The organism is Corynebacterium auriscanis (genome assembly GCF_030408435.1).
Lineage (GTDB): Bacteria > Actinomycetota > Actinomycetes > Mycobacteriales > Mycobacteriaceae > Corynebacterium > Corynebacterium auriscanis.
The window spans coordinates 500,794-520,289 of the sequence record NZ_CP047046.1; the positions used below are offsets into that span (position 1 = coordinate 500,794).

The window sequence follows — 19,496 nt, forward strand, 5'->3', positions numbered from 1 at the left end:
GTAAATCCATGACCATCAAGTCACTTCGCACTACAATGACTGCTGGTGCTATAACCCTTGCACTTGGCAGTACTGCGCTCACGGTTCCTTCTGCTGCAGCAGCAGAAGAAGAAAAGCAAGGATCCTTAACTGCTCAGTGCAAAACGTTTGTCACCGGCGGCACGTTTAACTGGGGAGTAAAGAATAGTTTCCGCCAATACATTCAGGGGAATATTGCTCGAGGTAGCTGGAGCTTGGACGGCAACGTCCAAGAGTCGGATCCAAGCAACCGCGCGGGCAAAGACTTCCAGTTCAAGTTTGAAGTGGATCCCAAAACCTCGACAATTGAAGTTAATGACGAGGGGAAGGTAACAAAGGCAGATATTCGTACGAAGCCGTCAAAAATCACTTTTGAGGGGCACAAAGGCTCGTTGTACACGAATTTTCTGAACCCGTATGTGATCGCGGAAGGTAATGGCATCCAGGGTGGTGCAGGGTACCTCGCGTACTACGTGCCGGGTAAAGGAATGACTGAATACACGCCAGAAGATCGTATTGAGCAGAACAAGGTCACCGGCAGTGATGTGTTTTCGAAGGGGCAGGGGACGTGGACTGTTGGCACAGGCACCATCAATCTGGATGCCTCCAACATGATGTATGTGCCCAAGCCCGGTACGGATTCATGGAAAGGCATTCTTGAGGGAGTTGATGCCTTGTTCATGGGGTTGTACAACGCTAAATACAAGCCGGAACTGGATGACATCAATGTCGTGCTGACCACCGAGGAGAAGTGCAGCCTTCCCCAGACACCGCCACCGGCAGCCGATCCTGATCCAAACATGGAGACCGGAGGGAACGACACTCAGGGTAGTAGCAGCAATAACCAGGGTAGCTCCGGTAGTGAAATGACTTCCGGCCATTGGAAGAAATTCGCAGAAGTGTGGAATTACCTCCTAGGTGCCGCGGGAATTCTCGGAATGTTCGCGATCCTCGCCCATGCTCTGAAGGTTTCGGGAGTCTTCGAGGACGTGAGTAAGCAAATCAATGACTTTTTGCACAAAGGCAAACTTCGTTAATGCATTTACATGATGTACTCAATCTCCTGAAAGGAATAGAACAATGACGGCTCCTACAGCCACCAACTACGCCACCGCGCCTCTTTCTGAGGTCTTGCGTGATGCCACTTCCATGGCTCACGAACATGCAGAAGGTTCGACGTTCATGACGAAGCTTCTCAGCGGAGACCTCAATGCCAATGCGATTTCCTCGCTCTCGGGCCAACTGTGGTTCATTTATGACGCCTTAGAAAACGCTGTTCGTCGAGTTTCCACCACACCGGTTGCGGCGCCAATCGTGGATACCCGTTTGGAGCGACGTGCTGCGCTGGAAAACGATCTTTCAAAATTAATCGGCGCTGGTTGGCTCGACGAGATACGAATTCTTCCTGCGACAACGAGATATGTCGATCGTCTGAATTCTCTTGGGGAAGTGGACGCTGCCCGGGTTATCGCCCACCACTATGTCCGTTACCTCGGAGATATCTCCGGTGGGCAAGTGATCGCAGCGCGTCTAGCCAGCTTCTATGACATCGATTCGGAGGCATTGAAGTTTTATGATTTCTCCGCTATCGGCAAGATTCCTCCATACCGGGCCAATTACCGCCGACAGCTCGACCAGCTTCTCCTCGCTGAGGAACAACGCGTCGAGCTGATTGAAGAAGCCAAAGAGGCTTTCGCATTGAACACTGCGGTGTTCGCGGACCTATTTGAGGTCTGCGCATAGCTGGGACCCAAAACGGTCAGCGACAAGTACCCCGCTCATCCCTGCGCCTCACCCGGCGTCCCACCCCGATGCTCACCTGGCGCCTCACCCGGCGTCCCATCCCGATGCTCACCCGGCGTCCCATCCCGATGCTCACCTGGCGCCTCACCCGGCGTCCCATCCCGATGCTCACCTGGCGCCTCACCCCATTCGTCTACTTCTACCTATCGTTCATCTGGGAATCCCCCTCGCGGATTTCCGCTTATCAAGGAGACTATCCATGTCCCATACCGCTACGCGCGGCTTCATCGCTGCTTCTCTAGCTGGCACCGTCGCTTTCAGCGGAATGGTCGTTCCGCTGGCTCATTCTGCGGAGCCATCCACCGAAACTACTCCAGTCCTAGAAACTGGCGCCTTCGCGTGGCCCATCAAAGCCTCGTTCCTTAACCATGTTCAAGGACCATTTGCCCGTGGCACGGTCACCGCCAGCGGTGGCGCCGAATTCAAGGGAAACCAATTCGTGTTCCCCGTTAACTCGACTAATACCTCTTTAGATGCGCAGGGTAACGGAGTCATCAGACTGGATGGCGCTGCGCACCTCGTGGCGTATCGAGGGTTGGGACCTAACGGTGGCCCAGCTCTCGATATAAAGTACTCAGACCTCCAATTAAGAGTCGCTGGCACTCGGGTTTCCCTGGTTGGTGACTACGCCCTATCTGGGAAAACCGCGAATGAGCCAACGCAGTTGAATAACCACGGCGATGATGAAATCCTCGCTACTTTCACCGTGGATGCGCCGATTCGGCCGGGGACAGACTTCTCCGCGATGGATCGCCCCACGGCGGCAGGAATTGGGTTGCAGCATTCGCTGCTTCGCTACAAGGAAGGTGAGGCATTCACGGATGCGGATGTGGACCTTGTGCTCGACTATGCCAATGATAGGAAGGCTGATGATGTCACCCCGGTAGAGCTACAGGGCAGTGCGACCGGCTCGGTGGGACCTTCTCACGGTACAGCTAACGGGTCCTCGACGACCGGAACCATCTTTGGGGTAATTGTGGCCCTGATCGCAGCTGTGGGTGGTGGCGCACTCGCGCTGGGGATGGTGGGGTGGCAGGGCGTTCTGAAAAACCTTGGCATTCGCCTGTAGGTATTGAAGTCGGTTCATTCTACCGGGGTAAGGCGCCCAGCTGTGGCAACGACCGCATCGTTGCGACGGCGTCGCGCTCCGTCGTACTGGTTTGCTCCGCAGCCGCGTTACGCCAGCGCCTTACCCCGCTGCTCCGGCAACATAAACGCCGCGATGGCGGCGATAGCAAAAGCAGCCCCGAACACGGCGAACAACACACCCTGGCCACCAACGGCCAGAATCGGCGGCACAATCAGCGGAGCCAGGATCGACGCAATACGACCGAATCCCGCAGCAGCCCCCGTACCAGTGCCACGCAGGTGCGTGGGATACAGCTCTGGCCCCACTGCGTACAGTGCACCCCACGCGCCGAGGTTGAAAAAGCTCAACAAGCAGCCGGCGGCGATGATCTGCCATTCGGCATTAGCGAAGCCATACAGCCCTGCGGCCACCGCCGAACCCGCGAGGAACGTCGCCAGCGTCGGGCGCCGGCCCCAACGCTCAATCAGAAATGCACTCACCGCATACCCCGGCAATTGCGCCAGTGTGATGATCAGGGTGAACGTGAAGGATTTCACCAGCGTAAAACCCTGCGCGTGCAGCAGCGACGGGATCCAAATGAACGCCCCGTAGTAGCTCAAGTTGATGCAGAACCACACCGTCCACAGAGCCGCCGTGCGTTTACGCAGCGCGGTCGCCCAGATGGAACTGGTTGTGTCTAGGTCTTTTTCTTTGGCCGACGCCACGACGTGCCCAAATTGGCTTTCCTTCGGCTGAGAGTTTAGCGCGGGGGAGGCCTCGAAGTCGCGGACGATCTTCTCGGCCTCTTCGTGGCGCCCCTTGTTCTCCAAGAAGCGGACGGATTCGGGCAGGCCTAGGCGGATGACGAGGGCATAGAGCGCGGGGATGCAACCCATGGCGAGAGCCCAGCGCCACCCGGCGTCGGAAGAAGACACAATGAACGCGCCGATACACGCGGCGGCGATCCAACCAACGGCCCAGAAGGCTTCGAGCAGCACGACCATACGACCGCGTGCCTTGCGAGGGGAGAATTCGGAGACCAGTGTGGATGCCACGGGGAGTTCAGCACCCAGGCCCAAACCAACCACGAAACGCAGTGCGATGAGTACAGCCAACGAACCCGCCAGGGCGCTGGCACCTGTTGCGATACCGTAGATCAACAAGGTGGCGGCAAACACGTTGCGTCGACCGAATTTGTCCGCCAGCAATCCGCCGAGGGTGGCGCCGATGGCCATGCCTACGAAGCCAATTGAGCCCAGCCAGGACGTTTCAGTCTTGGTGAGGTGCCATTGCGCGGCCAGAGCGGCCATGATGAAGGAAATGAGGCCCACGTCCATGGCATCGAGCGCCCAGCCGATACCAGAGCCGGTGAGAAGTTTAACGTGACGTCGAGTGACGGGAAGCTCATCCAGTCGATCGTTGCGAGAGAGCTGGCCAGTTGCCGCGACATTAATTTCGGCAGTGGTGGAGCCAGGCTGCGAGGAGGGGTTTTCCATAAAGATGAAAATAGTACATCGCGGGGCCCTAACGATAGGATGGGCGACAGTCAATCAAGAAAATTAATGCATGTAATCGAGTATGCAGAGGGGCCAGATCATGGCAGGAAATTCACGCCGCACGGGTGCAGTGCGCAAGACCGAGCGCAAGGGGGCTCCGAAGGGGTCGGGAGGTCAGAGGCGCAGGGGGCTTCGTGGCCGTAAAGCCACGCCGAAGGCAGAGGATCGCACGTACCACCCCGCGTATAAACGCAAGAAAGAAGCAGAGCGCCGCGCATCGGGTGCGCACAACCGTCGCGATCGCGCCGACGCTGTGGAATTGGTTGTGGGCCGCAATCCCGTCGTGGAGTGTTTGCATGCGAATGTCCCGGCAACCGCGTTGTACGTGGCCGAGGGTACGAAGAATGATGAACGCCTCTCCGAGGCAGTGCATACCTGCGCTGATCGCGGTATCTCTGTGTTGGAGGTGAGCCGCCAAGAACTCGACCGCATGACGGGAAATGGGATGCACCAGGGCATTGGCCTGCAGATTCCGCCGTACCAATACACCGAGGTCGAGGACCTTATTGCATCGACCACGAGTGCTGCCACTCCCGGTATGGTCGTGGCGCTCGACAACATCACCGACCCTCGTAACCTTGGCGCGGTTATCCGTTCTGTGGCCGCCTTTGGTGGTCACGGGGTTATTATTCCCGAACGACGCAGTGCTTCAGTGACTGCAGTGGCGTGGCGGACATCCGCTGGAACCGCCGCGCGCCTTCCCGTCGCAAAAGCCACGAACATGGTGCGCACCCTCAAGCAATTCCAGCAGGCCGGTTATCAGGTAGTGGGACTGGACGCTGGGGGCGATCACACCCTCGATACGTACGACGGCACCACCCCTGTGGTGATCGTGGTTGGCTCGGAGGGCAAGGGATTGTCCCGACTCGTGGCGGAGACATGCGACACGATCATGTCTATCCCGATGGCCAAGTGGGTGGAATCCCTCAACGCCTCTGTTGCTGCGGGTGTTGTGTTAAGCGAGTTCGCGAGGCAGCGTCGCGTGAAGTAGAGCGTGGTTTGCAATGGGTGGGCGTCCCACGTGCGTGAAGTAGAGCGACATCAACTAACCGCCGCAAAGTACGAAAGCAAGGGCGTCCCATGCGCCCGAAGTAGCGCGTGGTTTGCACTGGGTGGGCGTCCCACGCGCCGACCGCCAACCGCCGACCGGCGGGCGGGTCCGGCGGGGGCGAGGCTCTCGTCGCCAATTCGGATCTGAGCGCGCAGCCACACGTCCCGCTAACCCAATAGCTCGGAGAGGTCCACCCGCTCCCATGCCTGTCGTAGCTCAGACTGGGGGTCCGTTTGAAGCTGTTCGGCGCGGGGCAGGGTGGCGTCGAAAATAAGGGTGGAAAAGTCGGTGGAGTAGGGAGCGAAACCTGGGTCGCCGTCGTGAATGAAGGCACGCCAGCGATCGTGCATAGCGACCGAGGTGGCATGCAGATCTTCGCGACCACCCATGAGTAGCGCAACGCGGCCCTTATCTTCGCGGTAGCGCCGGAATAGAATCGGCAGATCCAGCGCGTGCATGGAACCTATTCCCGCGCGACGAAGAAACGGAGTGGTGGTATCCAAACGGTAGAGCCAGGCCTTGCCCGGCGCGTGATTGCGTGCGAGTTGCCATGTGGGGGCTGTAAATATGGAGTCGCCGAAGAAACGGCCAGTCATCAGGCGCGAAGAGGCCGACGCATAGTGCTTTTCCAAGATCTCCATGCCCCGCTCGCCATGGACGCGCGCGAAGTTGTTCGCGCGTTGGCGCTGCACCCTTCGAGGGTTGGGCTCTAGGCGCATCATGTCGTACTCATTGAGGTTGGTACCGGTTAGCAGTGGAATGTCCAACGTCGCGCCGGGTGCCAGTGGGTGCCGGGGTAGCAGGTCGTTATCAATAAGTGGGGCGAACGGTCCAGGGATGCTGTGGGGGTTAGCTGCTTGGTAGCGCACCAGTTCGTCGGAGAGTTGCCCCAGAATAGCTGCATCCGCGGTGAGCATCGCCTGGGTTGCCTCACGTAATGCGGCCGACGAGAGCTCCGGGGGATCTACGCGGACCCGTGTGCGCTCCTTCACAGGTAGCCGCTGTTCACGTTCAAGACGGTAGAACCAGCGCGCTGCCCGGTCAGTCCACTCCTTCGCATGCCGGCGGGAATGCACCATGTTGCCGGCGGGCGACTGGGAGATCGCCCCGCGCACAATGTCCCGGAGGGACGGGGTGGCCAACAACGCGTTGACCATGGATCCACCGGAGGATTCTCCCATAATGGTCAAACGATCTGGATCCGCGCCAAACGCTGCGGCGTTGGAGTGAATCCACTGAATGGCCGCGATGAGGTCGGAATGGCCCGGATTAGTTTCCACATTGTCCGGACCGTATGTTCCCTCGCCGACGGCGAGCTGACCGAGAATTCCAACCCGGTAGTTTACGGCGACAAACACGCAGTCCATGGATGAGGCGAAGTATTCGCCGGAGAACATGGGCTGGGCGGCGGAACCATGCACATTGGAACCACCGTGGATCCACACGACGATGGGGCGATGGGCTTCGCGGTTGAATACCTCTCCGGCTTTCGCGTTGGCATCTGGCACAACAACGTTGAGCCACAGGCAATCTTCGCTACCGAAGCGGCGACCACCCGTTTTCTTGGGTGCCGGGCGGTACTGGGCGCAAAATGGGCCGGAGCGATCGGCGTGGTAGACCTCAGTCCAAGGGGCAATGGGGCGGGCGCGTTTGAAACGAAGAGGGCCGATGGGCGGTTCGGCGTATGGAATACCACGGAAAGCTACCACACCGTTTTCTTTGTGTCCTTTGATCGGGCCCGAAGAGGTGTTAACTACCCATGGGTTGCGGGAGTGAGGGGTTCTAGGGCTTTGTAAGGGAGGAACCTGTTGAGGATGCAAACTGTCTGTTGACGGTTGAATTGGATCGTGCGGGGCATGTGGTCGATCGGGTTTAGTCACATATTCGACCTTATAACTTATTAAAGCTCTTATAAATACCGCCCGTGGCTTGAGGCTGCTCCGTGGCAGCCCGGCCTGTTCGCTCAGGTCAGTATAAGGGCGTGGTCGGCCCCAGGCACGCTTATCCTTACGACCCAGGGACTGAGTCAGCTGGGTGGTGGGGGCGCTCAGTCACATCGTCGGAGTATTCCTGCGCGCGGTGTTCATCGGCATTCAAGGACCGAGAAAACGCCCATTCAATCCCGCGGCACACTAGGTAGATCGCGAAGCTCAGCGATGTGACGAAGACAGATACCGGCAACCCCGGCGCCAAGGACAACAGCAGGCCACCCACGGCTGAAATCACCGAGAATGTGCCCGAGAGCAACACAGCGATCAGGGGATTGCTCGTGACTCGCACCGCGGCCGCACCAGGGGTGATGAGCAATGCGATCAGCAGCAGCGCTCCCACGATCTGCACGCCCTGGCTGGCCACCACTCCAATGAGGGCGGCGAAAACAAGCCCCAGAGTTTTGACCTTCACACCCGAAGCCCCAGCCAGCGCGGGATCGACGGTCGCGAATAGTAGCGGTCGCCACAGCAGCGCCACGACTGCCACCACGGCGACAGTTAGTACCGCCAGAAGCCCCAGCGAGCTGGAACTCACACCCACAATCTGACCGGTCAACAGGCTGAATGCCGAGGAACTACGTCCGGGGTATAAGTAGATGAACAGCACGGATAACCCCATGCCGAAGCTCAACACCACCGCGACGATTGAATCTTGCTCCTTCGCCCCCAGTGCGGCCAGCACCACGGCGGCGAGGATGGCGCCCACGAGTGCACCCCAGCTCACACCTATTCCAAATAACAGGGCCGCAGATGCTCCCATCAAGGCCAATTCGCCGGTGGAGTGCGCTGCGAAGCTCATCTGGCGCATCACAATCAACGGTGCAATGGCGCCGGAAACAATTCCTAGCAAAAGGGCGGCAATGATCGCATGCTGCACAAAATCGACTTGCAGCAGCGTGAGCGTATCAGCCCACCAATCACCCGTGTGGAAATCCGTCATACGACAATCAGCCTTCCGTCCACGTTCAGAACCCGCACATCGGTTCGGTACAGCTCCGATAGGGTCTCGGAGGTCATTACTTCTTCTACCGAACCGATGGTATGCCCGTGGGGCGTGAGGTACAGGACCCGATCTGTCACATGCAGAATGGGGTTAATGCCGTGCGTGACAAACAGCACGGCGGTGTTGTGTTCCCGTCGGCGCCGATCTAATAGTTCTACGGTTCGCTTTTGCGCACGCATGTCTAGGGACAACAACGGTTCATCGCACAGCAATACGTCCGGATTGTTCGCAAAGGCCTGCGCTTGCCGAATGATTTGTTGTTGACCACCCGAAAGCTGGCCAATTCTGCGATCGGCCAACCCGGTTGCCCCTACTTCTGCCAGGGCCTGGTCAACGGTTTTTCGGCTTGGCTTTCTTTTTTTGACGACGCCATGGGCCACAGCGAGCCCGACTAAATCCCGGGCTCGAATGGGGATTGTGGGATCGAACATCCGTTGCTGGGGAATGTAGCCGATCCGCCCATTGACCTCGCATGAACCTCGGGTGAGCTTGCGGGTACCCAGCGCAGCATTGAGGAGCGTGGATTTCCCCACTCCGTTGGTTCCCAGAATTGCAAGGAACTCACCTGGCGCGACCTCGAAGGAGAGGTCGCGCCAGAGCGGTTCCATCGCGGCGTCGGTAAAAGAAAGAACCATAGTTGAGTAACCTACGCCTTTATTTGGTAGCAGCTTCCAGATCGGAGATCAGCTTCTCAGCGTACTGCAGGTAGTCCTGATTATTGTCCGGGGTTTCGTTAACGTTGATGACCTTCACGCCAGCATCCTTAGCGGCCTTCGTGAGTTGTTCAGCCGCGGGGGTTTGCGACTGCTCATTGGTGATCAGGATGTCGGCTTTCTTAGAGGTAATGGTCTCACGAGCAGCAGCCAGGTCTGCAGCGGAAGGCTCCGACTCGGCGAAAACGGACTTTGCGAAGGCTTCCGGGGTCACATCCGTGAGACCCGAATCCTTCACTACGTCCGAGGCGATTGATTCCGTGAGCACCACGTTCTTGCCCTTGAGCGCCTTGATACGATCGGCGAACTCATTGGTCTTCTTCTTGAAGTCCGCTGGATCCTTGGCGATCGAGTCATCCTTCGCGTTCAGCTCCTTGGCCAGATGGTCGGCGAAGTTATTCACCGTTTCCATGTCGAACCAGATGTGAGGGTTCTCGCCGTGAGCGTGGTCATGCTCGTCGTGCATCGCATCGCTGGGTGTGGCTTCGTCGTGGTTGTGCTCGTCGTGTGCGTGCTCATCCTCGTGCTTGTGCTCGTCGTGCATCGCTTCGCTGGGTGTGGCTTCCTCGTGCTTGTGCTCGTCGTGCATCGCATCGCTGGGTGTGGCTTCGTCGTGGTTGTGCTCGTCGTGTGCGTGCTCATCCTCGTGCTTGTGCTCGTCGTGGGCACCCTTGTCACCTGCGCCGTGATCGTGGTGGTGCGCTTCACCCACTGGCTTGGCTGTGATGAGGGGAGTGCCGCTTTCCACGTGATCGGTCAACCAGTTGTCGTAACCCGCGCCGTTCCCGACCACGATGTCTGCGGACTTGAGTTCGGCCAAGTCCTTAGCGGTGGCCTCGTACTCGTGAGGATCGTCCTGATTATTGTCCAAGATAGTGACTACCTCGACGTTGTTGTGCCCCTTGGCAACCTCTTCTGCAATGTCGCCCCATACCGAGGTGGACGCAACAACCTTGATGTTCTTGCCATCGGCAGCTGTATCAGTAGAACCACCATCTGCACACGCAGTAACTCCCAGCCCCAAGGTCAGGGCGGCTGCAAGTCCGGTCAAAGTCTTCTTCATTCGAAATCACCTATTTCTCGTCTCGACGCTGACAACCGTTCCCAATTATTCCTCATTGCATAGTACTAGGGCATGGTGAGCTTTCCTAGTCCACGACCGCTTACAGTAGTGACTATGAATCGTCGTTCAGCACGCCGTGGCACCCTCGCATCGATCGCCGCGGAAATCGGGGTTTCGCGCACCACGGTGTCGAATGCCTATAACCGGCCGAATCAACTGTCGCCTGAGCTGCGCGAGAAGATTTTGGCGACCGCTGAACGCGTAGGTTATCCAGGCCCGGATCCCACCGCCCGTTCACTGCGAACGCGCCGCGCCGGTGCCATCGGAGTTTTACTGACCGAGGACATGACGTATGCCTTTGAGGATCAAGCATCCGTGGAATTCATGGCGGGCGTGGCCACGGCCTGCGGCACCCTAGATTCGTCGATGCTCCTGCTGCCTGCGGGCGTCGGTAATCCAACGGAAAAAGCAGCGCAGCTGGTCAACCAAGCTAGCGTGGATGGTTTCATCGTCTATTCGGTAGCCGCCGATGACCCCCACTTGGCTGCAGTGTTGGCCCGGGGACTACCAACTGTGATTTGCGATCAGCCCGTGAAACCCGCTGCCAAGGGAGATTTCGGTTTTGTGGGAATCGACGATCGCGAAGCAATTAAACCAGCGGCGCAGGCCGTTGTGGATGCCGGTCACACCAATATTGGGGTGCTGTGTATCCGCCTTGACCGTACCCCCAACGATGGCCCCGTTTCTGCCACTCGCCTGCGTACGGCTCAAATGCACGTGCAGCGCTCCCGCGTGCAGGGGGTTTTGGATACTCTTTCCGACGCCGCGCTGGATCCAGCCCACGTTCCCATAGTGGAACGCCACATCAATAATCGGGAGACTGCGAAAGAAGCCGCACGCGAACTGTTGACGTCCCACCCGGAATTGACCGCGGTGGTGTGTACCACGGATTCAATGGCGATAGGGGTGTTGGAATATGCTCGCGAACAGGGAATTTCGATTCCCGAGCAGTTGAGTGTTACCGGTTTTGACGGCATCCCGGAGGCCCTACACGAAGGCATTACAACGGTACGACAACCAACGCAGCTTAAAGGCCAACACAGTGGCGAGATGCTGGGAGCGATCCAAAACGCCGGTTTCGCTAAGTTGGCAAGCGTTCCGGAAACACAGGTGATTCTAAAGACGACCTTTAAGCCCGGAACGTCAGTTGCTCCACCAATTGCACAAGGTAATCGCGCATAGCGGCGGGGGAGCTCAGACCGAACTCCGCGGCTGTTGGCTTGCCTTTTCCGTCTGAATCGACGTGGATACCGATGTCGTGTCCGGGCCTCAAGAGCTTCAGTACAGACTCGTCCGTCGTATCGTCACCAGCAAAAAGTATACGGTCGATGCCATGTTCGTCGCAGAAAGCCTTCACAAAATCGCCCTTGGAGGTGGAATCCACCGCCACTTCCAAGATGCATTTGCCTTCAGTGATCTTTGCCGATGGTTGGGAGCTGGCGAATTCCCGGTAGCGGGCGGTGGCAGTGGCGGCCGCGTGAGGATCCTCCGCCGTGCGGCTATGCAATCCCACGGCCAATGGTTTCAGCTCCACCCACACACCGGGGGCATCGGCGGCTACGTCATGCGCTACCTCGGATAGCCGCTGCCACAAGTCCAGCTGCCCCGGCGAGAGCTGGGGGTGAGGCTGGCCCAGCTGGGCCTCGACCACCCCTTTGCCAATGGGGGCAGGTTCGGCACCGTGGCTTCCCACCAAATGAATACCGCAGGGCAGCTGCAACTGGGTGGCCGTCACGAGATTGCCCAGGTTGCGACCAGAGATGATCATGGCTTCCACATTGGGTAGCCCGGCGGCTTTCTCTAAAGCTTCGATTGCGCCTGCCTCTGCCCGGCTAGCCAGGGGCTCGTTAGAAAAGGGCGCCAGCGTTCCATCGAAATCCATCGCCACCAGCAGTTTCTCATCAGTCGGTAGATCCGGGATGATCGGGGCGGGAAGTCCGCCGGAATGCGCGTTCGGGGACATGTGGGGCATGATTGCTTCGCCTTTCTGTGGTGCTTGCTCGCTGTGTCAATGGTTTTGCTGCCGCCGCGGGGAGAGCGCTGCGGTCACTGTTAGGTCTGTGGTGCTTGCTAGCGGCATCCGATTTCTACTTACTGGGCCCACTGATGAACTCCATCGCCGGCGTGGTCTGCCACGGTTGTTCGTCCCCGTCCTTGCGCTGCAAACGCAACGTGGAATCCACGGGGCGTGAAATCGCCATGTCATGGCCCGCCAAAACCTGCTTTATCCGATTGGCGTTGTCCTCATCCCCCGGCACACACTTTGTATCGTCACGCTGTTCGGAGGTGATATCGCCAAACCGAAGCGCCGAGCCTTCATCGAGCCATTCCACGCTGCCCCGTAAAGCGATGCACCCACTGGCCCCAGTGAACTCTCGATCACCGAAAACGAGGAACGCCCGCCCCTGCTGGTTTTCGGGAAGGATGGAGGGCCGGGTGGCGTCGGAAGTAATTTGGGTGACCTGCCACTGCGTGGTGCCCAATGGTGTTTCCTGCATGGCGCAGGCGACCAAGGAAAGACCAGCCACGATGCACACGACGGTGATGTGGGCTATGTTTTTCAACGCGACGGGCGGCACTAGGCGTTATCCACCTTCTGTAACTGACGAAGGAACGATTCGGCCCAGCGGTTAACGTCGTGCGTACGGACGTGATCCCACATGTCCAGCATGCGCTGACGGCGAGAGTTCGGGTCATCCGTCGCGGCCTTCACCACCGCCATGGCCGTGGAGTCGGGGTCATGGGGGTTACACAGGTAGGCCTGCGTTAGCTGAGTGGCCGCGCCCGTGAACTCCGACAACACCAACGCACCCGAACCGTCGGAGTGGCACGCCACGTATTCCTTGGCGACCAGGTTCATGCCGTCCTTCAGTGCAGTGACTAGGAGTATATCGGCGGCGGAGTACAACGCGGTGATGTCTTCAAACGGCAAACCAGCGTGCGTGTAGTGCACGACCGGGCGACCCAGCGAACCGTAATTGCCGTTGATACGAGAAACGATCCGCTCCACCTCCTCGCGGACGCGCTGGTAATCCTCCAGGCGCTCGCGGGACGGGGTGGCCACCTGCACCATCACAACGTCTTGAGCTTTAAGGTCCCCGGAATCCAGCAGGGTCTCTAGGGTTTCCAACCGATGCGTGATGCCCTTGGTGTAATCCATGCGGTCCACACCGGCAAGCAGCAACTTGGGGTTGCCCAACTGCGTGCGCAGTTTTTCCGCGCGGGCCATGACCTCGGGGGACATGGCTGTCTGATTGACGTGCCTAGCATCAATTGAGATGGGGAAGACCCCCACTTTGACCTCGCGCGTGGACCCGTCACTGTCTTGGACCTGAACCACGCCGACGATGTCACCTGGTTGAGGCAGGCGGGCCCCACGGACGAAAGTGTGCTCATCTTCTGCGTGAGCATAAGAGACGTCCTCGCCCAGCGCCTGCAACGTGTCTAGGAAATTAATGGCGCCATCGGCGGTGTGGAAACCCACGACATCCGCGCCCAGCGTTCCCTCTAAGATCTCGCGGCGCCAAGGCAGTTGCCGGAACAACTCCGGGGCGGGGAAGGGGATGTGGAGGAAGAAACCGATGCTTAAGTCGGGGCGCTGTTGTCGCAGTTGCCCCGGGACTAGGTGCAGTTGGTAATCCTGCACCCACACCGTCGCGCCCTCAGCGGCCTCACGCGCCGCGGCATCCGCGAAGCGCTTGTTGACCTCCTGGTAGCGCTCCCAGTAGCCCTTATCGAACTTTGGGCTGACGATGAGGTCGTGATACAAGGGCCACAACGTTGCGTTGGAAAAACCCTCGTAGAACAACTCGTGATCTTGGGCATCCAAGTTCACCGGCAGCATCCGTACACCGGCCTGCTCAGCCGAGGGCATGTCATCGACCGCGACTTCATCCGTGCAGCCCGGCCAACCAACCCATGCCCCCTCGCGCTCATGCAAAACGGGCTTCAACGCAGTGACCAACCCGCCAGGGGAGGGGTTCCACTCCACTTTATCCCCGTTGAGCACTCGGTCGACGGGTAAACGATTGGCGACGACGATGAAATCGCTAGTCATGAGAAGCTTTTACTCCGCAGTCTTAGAGGTTTTCTTCGTGGCTTTGGAGGCTTTTTTGGTTGTCTTCTTTGCTGCCTTGGTGGTTTTCTTCGCTGTCTTGGTGGCTTTCTTGGTCGCCTTCTTGGCAGCCTTCTTTGCCCCCCGTTTCGTGGTCTTGCGGGTCGCCTTCTTGGCCTCAGCTTCCTTGGCCTCAATTTCGGCGACAACACGGCGGTGAATCAGTCCCTCTGGCTCTACACCCAGCATGCACATCAGTGTGGCTGCATCGAGGAAGTCCTCGGAAAAAGTAGCGACAATGCGCTGCGCTGCTGCGGCGGTCTCCGCCTCCACGGCGTGGAGGGACTCGGTGTTGTTGGAACGATTGTCGGTGACCTTCGGCGGCACGTGCGCAACCCCTTTTCTTTCTTGATGCGGGTCTATCTTCGTTGCACCAGCGCAACCAACTAGGCGAGCAACCGCGTTGCCGGCTGGGGAGCCGGCCGTACGTCGTGTCGCGTATCCAGTTGGGGCACTAGCTTCATCGGGCGGAGGCTTTTGGTGAAAAACCCCTCAACCAACAGTATTTTACGCGAAAAGGTTTCAGTTGGTGCGATCAGTCTCCCTTGGGCTCTTCGGGCTTCGGCATTTTGTGGTCCAGCTGCCACAGGGATTCAGATCCCTTCTTTTCTCGACGCCGCCAGTGCAGCGGCTGACGAACTCGGCCGTCCACTGTGAGGCGCGGTTGGGAGATATCCCTGCGGCGCACGATTCGAGGGCGAATGAGCTGTTGGTATCGATTGATAATGCGGCGCGGCCGGCGGATTCGACGCGCGGTCCACTCACCCAACACAACCCCCGCGGCCAATGTGGTGGCGGTAGCCAGCGCCAGCGCCAAATTGGAAATACCCACAACGAATTGCTCGCTCAGCATGGAGCTCATACCGCGGTAGAGCGCCAGACCGGGCAGTAGCGGAGTGATCCCGGCGGCTGCGGTAATCTGCGGCGGAATCATGTACCGACGGGAAAGCAAACCACCGGCAAAACCAACAGCCAGGGCGCTGGTGCCATTGGCGAACATGGGCGACCAACCCGCGACACTCTGAATGAGGAAGAACGCGGTGGATGCTACCAGCGCGGTTAAGCCAGCTACGATTGTTGCGCGGCGCTCGGTGAAACACGCGATACAGAAAAAGATAGTGGCGAAGGCACCGGAAATGATCTGCAGCGGAACGGAGCCGAACTCGCCTGACGTTTGGGAGGTATCGATGGGAGGCAACGTAATGCCGATCCATGCCATGGCTTGAATTCCGGCACCGATACCCGCAATGATGCCGCCGGTTTGCAGCAGGGTTTCAAAGAAACGGGCGGAGGACGTGACAGGGGCGCCGGTAATGCCGTCTTGGAGTGCTTGCACCAGCGTCAACCCAGCCAGTAGTGCCACAATGCACGATGCGATAACCAACGAGGGTGGTAGGAAAAAACCCAATTCCACACCCACGGCATAGGTGAGAGCCGCAGGGATCACGGAAGCGAAACCGCCCAAGACGTTTTGGAAGAACACGGGCAGGGATTTGGATGCCAACCACGCGTTGGCAAACACCGTGAAGATGGTGGTGACACACGCTACGAAGGCAATGACCCAGCCACCGCCCAGCAGCAACCCGACCGAACCGGCGAATCCGCCCCATGCAAGCAGTGCGTAACGGTTGCGGAAGGGCAGGTTAGAGGTCTCGATCTCGAACAGAATCTGCTGGGCCATCTCCAGCGGCGTGGCGCCCGCTACGATGGATCGCACCAACCGATCGACTTCTGTCAACCTGGAAAAATCCGTGGTGACCTTGTGCACAACACGGAACACCGACGTCGCCGGCTGGTTCTGGTTGAACCGCGCATACACCGTGATGGTGTTCAATGTGATGTCCACGTGCGTGTAGTGCAAACCGTAGGCGGTGGCAATGGCCCGTATTTGGGCTTTCGCATCGGTATTTCCGGTGCCGGCCGCTAAGAGCTGATCGCCGATGCGGGCCGCCAGGTCCATGACTGCGTGCACTTTAGCGGGATCGCTTAAGTCGACCGGTGCCAGGGGTGATGGCGGTGGTGCGAGGCGAATCGCATCGATCGTTGCGCGATTGCCAGTGAAGAGCAGCTCAGCGCCCTTGCCAATGGCGCTCCTCAGGAAATTACTCACCCGTCACACGCTACATTGCTGCCCTGTTCTTGTCAGCAGGGGCCGGACGTTCATACATGGTCCTAATGTGGTGGCGGTTTGGTGCTCTGGCTTAGCTTGCTGGTACTCTATCTCTTATCCATTGTGACGCCGCGCTGCAGTCGGGCGCGGTTAATTTTTGGGTTCTGCTGGAGTGGCGCAATCGGTAGCGCAACGGTCTTGTAAACCGTAGGTTGCGAGTTCAAGTCTCGTCTCCAGCTCCACTACTTTCTACGCCGTTTGTGGGCGCTATTGTGTCAGCATGACTCTTTGGAAACTCAGCGACGATTGGCTGCGCAATCATACATCTCCAGATTTGGTCTACACCGTGGTCCTGCGGTTGGATTCCCCAGACATTACGCAGCGCGTGTGGCAGCAATTCGAAGATCGGGTTGTGGATGGAGCGGAGGTCGGGGGAGGACCGGAAGGCCACCCCACCGTGCTGTGGGGTGGCGCATACCTAGAACTGGTGGGGGATCGGGAGATTGAAGCTGGCAGTGGTGGGGAAGATGCCTTGGATTCCCTCAACTACGCGATCAATGAGCTACTGGCTAACGCTATTGCTAGCGCAGATGTGAGCACCAGGATTAAGGTGGTGTCGGCCGCGCGTCAGCTGGTCAAGGACTAGCTACTACTGAAAGCCGTAATACATGACTTTGCATTCGCCGGATTCTGATAGGCCCCGGTGCTTATAGCCGATGCGTTCATAGACGTGCTCGGCACGGTCGTTGCCGAAGTCCACGGCCAAGCTAATTCCCGGTGCGCCGGAAACTTTAGCCAATAACATCGCACGTTCCATGAGAATGGTCCCCAAACCCCCGCCGGGGTGACCGGGTGCGAGCGCTAACGCCACTTCAGGCACATCGGCGCTGACGAAACCACTGCAGTGCTCCTCTTCGGTTCCTTTACGCAGCCAAGCAGCACCAATATCGCGACCATCCTTTTGGATAATGATCCCGCCCTGATCTTCAGTCCACAAACCGACGTAGTTGTGACTATCTTCGTCGAATCCCTCGGGCAGTTCCCGATCTGCATCCCCGAAAGTTTCCGCTTCGCGAAACATCCGCTCGATAAACGAACGGTCGGCTTCGGTGGGGCGACGGAATGTGATGGCAGATCCGTCTTTGGCATGGGTGGGCGAGTAGGGATCAGTCGTGTGAAGTGAGTTTGACATGCACTCTAACGTAACAAAAGCCGGCCTCCAGGGAGACCGGCTCAAGGTAGAACGTGGCGTCGATTAAAAAGCCACGCCCAACGGCGACAAAAGGCGAAGGGTCTTAGAAGATGAAGACTTGGTCGCCAACGTTCAGAGACGCGAAGTACTGAACGGCATCCTTGTGATACAGGTGGATGCAGCCGTTGGACATAACGTACGGGTCGCCCTCGTGAAACGCATGGCCATTGTTAGTGAAGTACACGGAGTATGGCATTGGAGCATTGCCGAACTCGCGAGAGATCTCGTCCTTCACCTTACGGGTCACGACCATGGAGCCACGTGGAGTTTCCTCACCGCGCTTACCGGAGGAGATGCGAACCGGACCGTAGGTGCGCTTACCGTTGCGCTGCAACCAGGTGACCTGGTTCTTCAGGTCAACACAAGCGCGTGCAGATGGAGGGCAAGGATTGTTGGCCTTACGGGCGGCAGCGCGTTTCTTCGCAGCAGCGGCAGCGGCAGCGCGCTTCTTGGCAGCAGCTGCTTCGGCACGCTTCTTTGCGGCAGCACGAGCGCGCTCGGCTTCACGAGCCTTCAGCGCGCCAGGGGCGATGAAGTTGGCCGTGTTATCAATGCCTTGACGAACCGGGCCACGAAGCTGAGGGGGCAGATTGTTCGTCTGGTTGTACAGGTTGTCGCGTGCGTCCAGAACAGCCTTATGATCTGGGGTTGCGGATCCAAGAGGACCTGCTGGAGCAGCAGAAGCGGTACCGGCACCCAGAGAAAGCGCGGTGAGCATTGCAACGCCGGCTGCGGTTGCGCGGCGACGCAAAGAAGGTGGGTTGTTCGAAGTCATGGCAAAAAGCTTAACCTGTCTATTAGTCTTTGCATAGTCGACATTCGGGCGTGGTGCCGGCTGTTTGCGGTGGGTTGGTTTGGTCTGTCTATTAGTTTTTGCATAGTCGACATTCAAACGTTGGCACCCGTTTGTTGTGCATGATTTTTCACAGGAACTGTACAGTTGATGTACAGGACCGGCGATATTCGTTGGATGACAATGAGGGACATGACCATGCCGAATAATGCACCAACCAAGGTTCTCGTCGTCGACGATGAATCGAATATTTCTGATTTGCTCAAGGTGAGCCTCAAGTTCCAAGGCTTCGAGGTGGAAACGGCAGATAGCGGCCAAGCAGCGTTGGACATTGTCGATGAATACCAGCCCGATGCTTTCATCTTGGATGTCATGATGCCGGGAATGGATGGGTTTACCCTCCTCAACAAACTGCGCTCGCAGGGCCACGATGCCCCTGCGCTATTCCTCACCGCCAAGGATGGGGTGGAAGATCGCATCCACGGGCTGACTATTGGTGCGGACGACTACGTGACCAAACCTTTTAGCTTGGAGGAAGTCATCACCCGCCTGCGCGTGATCCTGCGCCGCGTGTCCCCAGAAGATGAAAAAGAATCGAATGTCATCACCTACGAAGATCTCACCCTCGACGATGACATGCACGAGGTCACTAAGGCAGGAAAGGTTGTGGACCTTTCGCCCACTGAGTTCAAGTTGCTGCGCTACCTCATGGTGAATGCGGAAGTGGTTCTCAGTAAAGCCAAGATTCTCGACCACGTCTGGAACTACGATTTCGGTGGCGACGGAAACGTCGTGGAATCCTACGTGTCCTACCTTCGGCGAAAGATCGATACCGACGACCCACGCCTTATTCACACCGTTCGAGGTGTGGGGTACGTGCTACGCAAGCCCCGCACCTAA

19 protein-coding genes and 1 tRNA gene are annotated in these 19,496 nt (G+C 58.3%); 8 read left to right on the plus strand and 12 right to left on the minus strand.

Going from position 1 to position 19,496, the window contains the following annotated elements:
- The first annotated feature begins 8 nt into the window (after window positions 1-8).
- The 3 genes from CAURIC_RS02055 (at window position 9) to CAURIC_RS02065 (ending at window position 2,890) form a co-directional block, all read left to right on the plus strand.
- A complete protein-coding gene (locus tag CAURIC_RS02055; RefSeq protein WP_052095033.1) occupies window positions 9-1,055 on the plus strand; it encodes an HtaA domain-containing protein in 1,047 nt (348 codons plus the stop codon).
- A gap of 43 nt (window positions 1,056-1,098) precedes the next feature.
- Window positions 1,099-1,761, plus strand: coding sequence for a biliverdin-producing heme oxygenase (locus tag CAURIC_RS02060; protein WP_035114489.1), 663 nt, complete (start codon window positions 1,099-1,101; stop codon window positions 1,759-1,761).
- Window positions 1,762-2,020: 259 nt separating this feature from the next.
- A complete protein-coding gene (locus CAURIC_RS02065) occupies window positions 2,021-2,890 on the plus strand; it encodes an HtaA domain-containing protein (RefSeq protein WP_035114487.1) in 870 nt (289 codons plus the stop codon).
- A 107-nt stretch (window positions 2,891-2,997) separates the two neighbouring features.
- Here CAURIC_RS02065 and CAURIC_RS02070 read toward each other — a convergent pair whose 3' ends face one another.
- Window positions 2,998-4,386: an MFS transporter gene (locus CAURIC_RS02070; protein WP_083284420.1), complete on the minus strand. Its 1,389-nt coding sequence runs from the start codon at window positions 4,384-4,386 to the stop codon at window positions 2,998-3,000.
- A 100-nt stretch (window positions 4,387-4,486) separates the two neighbouring features.
- Between CAURIC_RS02070 and rlmB the strand changes: the two genes are divergently transcribed.
- Window positions 4,487-5,437, plus strand: coding sequence for a 23S rRNA (guanosine(2251)-2'-O)-methyltransferase RlmB (rlmB, locus tag CAURIC_RS02075; RefSeq protein WP_070434946.1), 951 nt, complete (start codon window positions 4,487-4,489; stop codon window positions 5,435-5,437).
- Window positions 5,438-5,664: 227 nt separating this feature from the next.
- Here the strand turns inward: rlmB and CAURIC_RS02080 are convergent, their stop codons facing one another.
- From CAURIC_RS02080 to CAURIC_RS02095, 4 genes are all read right to left on the minus strand, one after another.
- The gene (locus CAURIC_RS02080; protein ID WP_035114679.1) at window positions 5,665-7,317 is read right to left on the minus strand and encodes a carboxylesterase/lipase family protein; all 1,653 of its coding nucleotides are present in this window, start codon (window positions 7,315-7,317) and stop codon (window positions 5,665-5,667) included.
- A gap of 187 nt (window positions 7,318-7,504) precedes the next feature.
- Window positions 7,505-8,428 (minus strand): metal ABC transporter permease, encoded by a 924-nt coding sequence (locus CAURIC_RS02085; RefSeq protein WP_265914886.1) that lies wholly within the window; start codon window positions 8,426-8,428, stop codon window positions 7,505-7,507.
- Window positions 8,425-9,126 carry a metal ABC transporter ATP-binding protein gene (locus CAURIC_RS02090; RefSeq protein ID WP_035114484.1) on the minus strand — a complete coding sequence of 234 codons (702 nt, stop codon included), beginning with the start codon at window positions 9,124-9,126 and terminating at the stop codon, window positions 8,425-8,427. Before CAURIC_RS02090 ends, CAURIC_RS02085 begins: the two co-directional genes overlap by 4 nt.
- A gap of 19 nt (window positions 9,127-9,145) precedes the next feature.
- Complete coding sequence (locus CAURIC_RS02095; RefSeq protein ID WP_035114481.1) at window positions 9,146-10,267, minus strand: metal ABC transporter solute-binding protein, Zn/Mn family; 1,122 nt, start codon at window positions 10,265-10,267, stop codon at window positions 9,146-9,148.
- Window positions 10,268-10,381: 114 nt separating this feature from the next.
- Here CAURIC_RS02095 and CAURIC_RS02100 point away from each other — a divergent pair, with 114 nt between their 5' ends.
- The gene (locus tag CAURIC_RS02100) at window positions 10,382-11,509 is read left to right on the plus strand and encodes a LacI family DNA-binding transcriptional regulator (protein WP_290183178.1); all 1,128 of its coding nucleotides are present in this window, start codon (window positions 10,382-10,384) and stop codon (window positions 11,507-11,509) included.
- Here CAURIC_RS02100 and otsB read toward each other — a convergent pair.
- From otsB to thrE, 5 genes are all read right to left on the minus strand, one after another.
- Window positions 11,457-12,299 carry a trehalose-phosphatase gene (gene otsB, locus CAURIC_RS02105; protein WP_035114478.1) on the minus strand — a complete coding sequence of 281 codons (843 nt, stop codon included), beginning with the start codon at window positions 12,297-12,299 and terminating at the stop codon, window positions 11,457-11,459. The genes CAURIC_RS02100 and otsB overlap by 53 nt on opposite strands.
- A gap of 115 nt (window positions 12,300-12,414) precedes the next feature.
- Window positions 12,415-12,906, minus strand: coding sequence for an META domain-containing protein (locus CAURIC_RS02110; RefSeq protein ID WP_052095032.1), 492 nt, complete (start codon window positions 12,904-12,906; stop codon window positions 12,415-12,417).
- Window positions 12,906-14,384: an alpha,alpha-trehalose-phosphate synthase (UDP-forming) gene (locus CAURIC_RS02115; protein WP_035114474.1), complete on the minus strand. Its 1,479-nt coding sequence runs from the start codon at window positions 14,382-14,384 to the stop codon at window positions 12,906-12,908. Before CAURIC_RS02115 ends, CAURIC_RS02110 begins: the two co-directional genes overlap by 1 nt.
- Before the next feature lie 9 nt (window positions 14,385-14,393).
- Entirely contained in the window at window positions 14,394-14,768 is a 375-nt protein-coding gene (locus CAURIC_RS02120; RefSeq protein ID WP_035114471.1) for a hypothetical protein, read from the minus strand.
- A gap of 208 nt (window positions 14,769-14,976) precedes the next feature.
- Window positions 14,977-16,551 (minus strand): threonine/serine exporter ThrE, encoded by a 1,575-nt coding sequence (gene thrE / locus CAURIC_RS02125; RefSeq protein ID WP_035114468.1) that lies wholly within the window; start codon window positions 16,549-16,551, stop codon window positions 14,977-14,979.
- 166 nt (window positions 16,552-16,717) lie between these two features.
- On the opposite strand from thrE, the gene CAURIC_RS02130 reads away from it, so the two are divergent.
- Together CAURIC_RS02130 and CAURIC_RS02135 are read left to right on the plus strand one after the other, a co-directional pair.
- Window positions 16,718-16,793, plus strand: a tRNA-Thr gene (locus tag CAURIC_RS02130).
- 38 nt (window positions 16,794-16,831) lie between these two features.
- The gene (locus CAURIC_RS02135; protein ID WP_035114464.1) at window positions 16,832-17,197 is read left to right on the plus strand and encodes a hypothetical protein; all 366 of its coding nucleotides are present in this window, start codon (window positions 16,832-16,834) and stop codon (window positions 17,195-17,197) included.
- Between the two features lie 3 nt (window positions 17,198-17,200).
- Here the strand turns inward: CAURIC_RS02135 and CAURIC_RS02140 are convergent, their stop codons facing one another.
- Window positions 17,201-17,743 carry a GNAT family N-acetyltransferase gene (locus CAURIC_RS02140; protein WP_052095031.1) on the minus strand — a complete coding sequence of 181 codons (543 nt, stop codon included), beginning with the start codon at window positions 17,741-17,743 and terminating at the stop codon, window positions 17,201-17,203.
- Between the two features lie 103 nt (window positions 17,744-17,846).
- Window positions 17,847-18,578, minus strand: coding sequence for a L,D-transpeptidase (locus CAURIC_RS02145; RefSeq protein WP_035114462.1), 732 nt, complete (start codon window positions 18,576-18,578; stop codon window positions 17,847-17,849).
- 210 nt (window positions 18,579-18,788) lie between these two features.
- Between CAURIC_RS02145 and CAURIC_RS02150 the strand changes: the two genes are divergently transcribed.
- Window positions 18,789-19,496 carry a response regulator transcription factor gene (locus CAURIC_RS02150; RefSeq protein WP_172644067.1) on the plus strand — a complete coding sequence of 236 codons (708 nt, stop codon included), beginning with the start codon at window positions 18,789-18,791 and terminating at the stop codon, window positions 19,494-19,496.